Origin of the sequence: Peloplasma aerotolerans (assembly GCF_030012175.1) — a bacterium.
GTDB lineage: Bacteria > Bacillota_I > Bacilli_A > Acholeplasmatales > Acholeplasmataceae > Peloplasma > Peloplasma aerotolerans.
The window spans coordinates 1-6280 of sequence record NZ_JASCXW010000052.1 but is presented as its reverse complement, the minus strand read 5'-3'; the positions used below and the strand labels follow the sequence as shown (position 1 = coordinate 6280).

The window sequence follows — 6280 nt, the reverse complement described above, 5'->3', positions numbered from 1 at the left end:
TTCATGAATTTTTAAGCTGTTAATGCTTCATATGCATCTTGGATCCAATCAGATGTGAAGTAATCATTTAAATCATTATAAACGGTTGATGTATCATTTTCAACTTCTGAAACCTGATTGATCATTAAGTGTGTTGACCCAAAGATACCAATGTTTTGAATAGTTGTTGAAATGCTGTGTCCAGATGTTTGGCTTGCTCTTAAGAGTACATCATCTGATACTTCAATAGTAATCGATTGATTGTCTCCTAAGCGAACGACTTCAGTGCTTGTTTTATTTGAGCCATAGAATCCCATTAACCCACCGATATGAAATGATTTGCTGACTTGACTTTCATAATCATTTTTTTCATGATTAACTTCAATTGATCCTGCGTAAAATGCGTGATGGATGTTGCTATATGCGATACCGGCTAATCCACCAACGTAAACTGAATAATTTCCCGATGTTGTATTAGACGCTGTACCAAAGTTTAAGTCAACGGTTACGTTTCCTGTACTATAAATATTTTCAACTGAACGATTTATATTTCTAGCGTTGTGGTATCCAATGACACCACCGACATTAATTCTAATCTCACGGTTTCTAATGTTGTTACCTACAAAATCTAGGCTAACGTTTGCGTTGCTACTTACTTCTTTCAATGTTGCTTCTTCTGATAACGTACCAATGACACCACCTAATCTAATACGCCCATATGATGTTGATTTCAAATGAACAGATACATTATCAAGTTCAATACCTGTCATTTTTGCTCTAAATTCACCAACAGCACCACCAACATAAGCTTGTACGGTACTTGAAGTTGAATAGTTGATTGAACTATTTTTGATGGTAACATTTTCAACAACTGCAGTAGATGTTGAAATATACCCTGCTAAAATACCGGTTCTTGTCGATGTTGTCATCACTAAAGGTGCAGATGGTGTGCCTATCGTTACATTCTCAATCACTAAATTTTGAATTTTAGCTGATGAGACATATCCAAATATACCTGTATATGTAGCGACCTTGGTAAAGGTTACATTTTTAATTGAATGACCTTGACCATCAAATGTACCAGAAAATGCTGATGTAAAAGGTGATACAAACTCAATTCCAGTGAAATCTATATCATTATCTAGAACATAATTACCAGAACGATTTGAACTCATTGCCAGAAATTGTTCAGGTGTTGTGATGTGGACTGTTTGTGCAGATGCTGGTTGAAATGTATATTCACCAATGATATGGACTTTTCTACCAACTGTTGCATAAACTTTGATTGTATATGATTCTGTGTTTACTAAATTACTAAATGGAACTCCTGTTAAATCCATTTCCATATCAATGTCTAGAGTTTGGACAACTTCACCATTAGATTTAATTAATGAAATATAGACTTCTCCAGTGATTTCCTGATCCGGATCTTGGATATCTAAGTCAAATGATATTGAATTTTGCATAATATCTACTTCGCTAAATGTTGCTGTAACTTTTGTTTCTTCTTCACGGCAACCAACGAGGATAATCGTTAATAATATTGTAAAGATAATGCCGATAACTTTTTTCATGATTCACCTCTTAATTTTGTCATTGTTTTTTCTAATCTGTTTAAGACAATATCTCTTCCTAATAATGCTAGTGATATGGGAAGACTTGGTCCATGCATATCACCTGTGGTTGCGATTCTTAAACCCATAAATAATGGTCTACCTTTGGTACTGGTATCTAAACCTGTTTGTTTTATTAATTCTTCAATAACATCGGATGTAAAATTGCTTTTATCCAAATGCTTATAAAATGTTTCTAGTAAGTTTAGACTTTGATTTTCAACTAAAAATTGAAATCCTTCTTCTGATAAATGAAAATCTTGGTGGAAAAATGATTGATATAATTCAACAATCTCGCCAATATGAGTCATGCGATCTTGTAAAATGCTTACTAATAACTCCAACCAAGTTGAGCTTTGTATTGAAATACCCGCTTTTTCTAAGAATGATCTACTTTTTTGTGCTAGATCTTCAACACTAAGTTTTTTAATATATTTACTATTTACAAAAGCGAGCTTTTCTTTATCAAACATCGCTGGAGCTTTTGATAACCTGCTTGGGTCAAATTGTTGGATGATTTCTTCTTTACCTAATATTTCTTGGTTTCCTTTTGGAGACCAACCTAATAATGTAATAAAGTTAAACATTGCTTCTGGAAGATAACCCATTTGTTCATACTCAGAAATAAATTGAATGACGTTTTGATCACGTTTACTCAATTTTTTCTTTTCTTCATTGACAATAATTGTCATGTGTCCAAAAATTGGTGTTTCCCATCCGAAAGCTTGATATATCATTAATTGCTTCGGTGTATTTGTAATATGTTCTTCACCGCGAAGAACATGGGTTATTTCCATTAAATGGTCGTCAATAACAACAGCAAAGTTATATGTTGGAATGCCATTATCTTTCATAATAATCCAGTCTTCAACATCTTTACTTTGAAATCTTAATTCACCACGAACGATATCATTAAATACATACTCAACATCTTTTGGAACTTTAAAGCGGATAGCGTAATCTTCACTATCTTCTCTAAAATCTTTATAGGCAAACCCTTTTTCTAATAATTCTTCAGCGTATCTGCGATATATATCTAATCTTTCTAATTGTCGATATGGACCAAAATCGCCGCCCATATCGGGTGATTCATTCCATTCAAGACCTAACCATTTTAGATAATTAAGTTGTGATGCTTCTCCACCATCAACATTTCTCGAAACATCTGTATCTTCAATGCGTACAATAAAATCGCCACCGAAGTGACGTGCATATAAATAATTGAATAGGGCACTACGTGCATTACCTATATGTAATAATCCAGTTGGACTTGGTGCGTATCTTACTCTTACTTTGCTCATTTTATCCCATCCTTACATGCAACTAATATTATACGATATATTACATGATTTCACAATGATTATATGAATTTATTCATATTTAAAAGAACCTGTGTAACCGATTGATCGCAAATACTTTTTCGTCTGCTTTCTATTTTTGAAAACAACGACTTTTTCTTTATAGTCTTTTTTATAACTTTTGATCAATAATTTCGAGTCTCTTTTTCGTCCTGTAAAGAGAATCCACATTATGAAACTAAAATTTAACCTTTCAGTACATCCATCCGCAATAGAATCACGACTTTGTTTATGATATTTTATTCTGCGAACGATTGCTCCATAGAGGCATTTAAAGCGATTGAAATCAAATATAAAGATTTGATTTGAATAATCAAATCGTTCAGTAGCTAAATTTCGATATTGACCATCAATAATCCAGCCATCTTTTTTCATAAAATCTCTGATTTCTTTTTCAACAACATCCGATTCTTTTTCGACCCAGTTGGGTCCAAAAGAAATCGTATCAATATGGAGCACCGGTAGTTGATAAACTGTACTCAATCTTTTTGCAAATGTTGATTTACCTGAACTTGAATATCCCACGACTAATATCTTCATAAGTGCTTACTCCATTTCAATACTTTCAATTAGATTTTTGTTAATTTTTTTTGCTTCACCATGTTTAACGAATAATATTAAAACAAGTGATAATGTTGTAAATATCGCTGCATATGGGAATAAGATAATCCGACCATATCTATCCATTAGAATTCCTGAAAAAATAGGTGTAAATATCTGAGCACTCATGGAAGCGGCATAGTAAAATCCCGTGTATCGTCCGATATCTGATCCCTTACTCATTTCAACAACCATGACATAAGCGTTAATACTAATCATTGCCCATCCAATACCTGATATGGAAATGATGATTGCTGTTCGGACTAATTGATTTTCTTGGAGGAATACAACACTTCCTAATGAAAATATTAACATAATCAGTCCAATAATGATTGTTTTCTTTCTACCTAATTTCATTGATAACAGCCCAATTGGAACAATCATTAAAACAACAAAAACTTGAGCGATAACGAATGGTGGGTCATAATAATTTAGATTAAGTACTTTTGGTAAGTAATCTGCAAGTTTTGACATAACAGCATTATAACCTGTAAACAAGAAAAATATAGATGCCAATAGAAAATATAAAGAAATTCTTTTCTTTAAAGTTAACTCAGCTAATACTTTTTTGTTTTTTCTTTTTCCATTATCCGTGTTTAAATTGTATTCTTCATCAAGTGTTTTTTTCTTTTCGACAAGTTTTGGTTCTTTTACTTTCCATAAGAAAACACCTAATGTTATTAACATAATAACACCAACAACGATATATACAATAGAATGGTGATCATATGCGTGTTTATTTAATCCACTCAGCATCAGTATATAAATGGCTAATATTCCACCAAATGCTCCCATTAAAGTAATCACAGCATTCGCTTTACTTCGTAAAGGTTTTATTGTGACGTCTGGCATTAACGCTACTGCTGGAGATCTAAAGATTGACATCGACACTAATGCAACAAACAAAATCGTTGAAAAAATAATAAGATTTGTTGGTTCTTGAGCAGTTACTTCCCAAGCACGTTCACTTAAGTATCTATAATATAAATCCCTAACGATGGATAAGTTTCTTGTTGATAGGTGATCAGAACTTCGATCTAGTATATCTAGCATTGGATCTCTTATTTGTTCTTCCCACAAACTAAGTTTTGTTCCACTTATAAATCCTTCTTGATAACTTTGTTCTCTTTCTATTGACATATTATCAACGACGATATACCAATGGCTTGTCTCACTCACATCATCGATATCACTAAATGCAACATCATAATGTTGCTCAATAATATCGGTTGACTGTATTTTTAAAGTTTGCATATAGTCCGTATATGATAATGCCATAAATGCGAATGCAGATAAAACTGTACCTACGATGATATAAGGTGTTCTTTTTCCCAATTTAGAATTACTTTTATCTGATAAAGCACCAAAGAGAGGCAATAAAATAACCGCCATAATGTTGTCTGCTGCCATGACGATTCCAGACCATGTTTGATTCAGTCCATATTTGTCAATTAGCGTTCTAGCAATCAACATGTCATACGTTTGCCAAAATAATGAAATGATAAAAAAGATTAAACCCACATAAAACGTATTGCGATAATTCAATTTCATATGTTAACCTCTATAATGGTTTATTTCTATTATAGCACGATAAAAAAAAGAAAGGGACCATATAGGTCCCACCGAATTAACGTTTTGAGAATTGTGATGCTTTTCTTGCTTTTTTCAAACCTGGTTTTTTACGTTCTTTAGAACGTGGATCTCTTGTTACGAGTCCTGCTGGTTTTAAAATTGCACGTAATTCTGGGTTGATTTCCATTAAAGCACGCGTGATGCCTAAGCGGATTGCTCCAGCTTGTCCTGTTAATCCACCACCGTTAACATTAACGGTAATATCATATTTGTCTTCGCTTTCTGTTAATACTAATGGTTGAGTTACGTCTAATCTAGTTGCTGCTGAAGGAATATATTCATCAAATGGACGGCCATTAATTAAAAATAACCCTTTACCACTTGTTAAAATGACTCTAGCAACAGAGCTCTTACGACGACCTGTACCAAAATATTGTACTTTTTCTTTTGCCATGTCTTATACCTCCAATTTCTCTGGTTGTTGTGCAGCGTGTTTGTGTTCAGGACCTGCATAAACAAAGAGTTTCTTTGCCATTTGGCTACCTAACTTTGTATGTGGTAACATACCAACGATTGCTTTTTCAACCATACGTGTTGGAAATTTCGTCATAACATCTTTAGCTGCTGTACTTTTGAGACCTCCACTATAACCTGAGTGGCTATAATACATTTTGTTGTCCCATTTTTTTCCAGTCATATAAATTTTTTCTGCGTTAATTACGATTACATAGTCACCGTTATCTACATGAGGAGTGTAGGTTGGTTTATGTTTACCTTTTAACACGGATGCGACTTCGGTAGCTAAGCGTCCTAAAGTCTTGTTTTCTGCATCGACTACAAACCATTTTCTTTCAACAGTTTGTGCGTTTGCCATAAATGTCTTCATTGTAATTCTCCTTATATTCTTATTTTTGAAATAAGGGCTTTAAAGTGGATAAAAATACTGTACCTATGTAATATTACTATATTAAAATACAATTGTCAACAGTTTCGTGTATGATTTCATATTATGTTTGACCTTATATATTTTGCTGAAATGTGATATGTTTTTATCCCAATTCTTTTAACTAAAAGTGAATAAATTCACTCAGGGCGATTAAATCGCCTTTTCTTTTTTTAACTTCTTGTTTATAATAGAATCATGAACAATGTAGCTCG

General features: G+C 33.1%; 6 protein-coding genes. All 6 read right to left on the bottom strand.

Features of this window, described 5'->3' with window-relative positions; translation table 11 throughout:
• Positions 1-11: 11 nt before the first annotated feature.
• Positions 12-1553 carry a M26 family metallopeptidase gene (locus tag QJ521_RS09205; RefSeq protein ID WP_282840192.1) on the bottom strand — a complete coding sequence of 514 codons (1542 nt, stop codon included), beginning with the start codon at positions 1551-1553 and terminating at the stop codon, positions 12-14.
• Complete coding sequence (gene gltX, locus QJ521_RS09200; RefSeq protein WP_282840191.1) at positions 1550-2893, bottom strand: glutamate--tRNA ligase; 1344 nt, start codon at positions 2891-2893, stop codon at positions 1550-1552. The genes QJ521_RS09205 and gltX overlap by 4 nt, the downstream gene beginning before the upstream one ends.
• 69 nt (positions 2894-2962) lie before the next feature.
• Positions 2963-3490: a P-loop NTPase family protein gene (locus QJ521_RS09195; RefSeq protein ID WP_282840190.1), complete on the bottom strand. Its 528-nt coding sequence runs from the start codon at positions 3488-3490 to the stop codon at positions 2963-2965.
• Between the two features lie 6 nt (positions 3491-3496).
• Positions 3497-5101, bottom strand: a complete 1605-nt coding sequence (locus tag QJ521_RS09190; protein ID WP_282840189.1) for an MFS transporter — start codon at positions 5099-5101, stop codon at positions 3497-3499.
• A 76-nt stretch (positions 5102-5177) separates the two neighbouring features.
• A complete protein-coding gene (rpsI, locus tag QJ521_RS09185; RefSeq protein WP_282840188.1) occupies positions 5178-5576 on the bottom strand; it encodes a 30S ribosomal protein S9 in 399 nt (132 codons plus the stop codon).
• Positions 5577-5579: 3 nt separating this feature from the next.
• Positions 5580-6008, bottom strand: a complete 429-nt coding sequence (rplM, locus tag QJ521_RS09180) for a 50S ribosomal protein L13 (RefSeq protein ID WP_282840187.1) — start codon at positions 6006-6008, stop codon at positions 5580-5582.
• Positions 6009-6280: the final 272 nt, after the last annotated feature.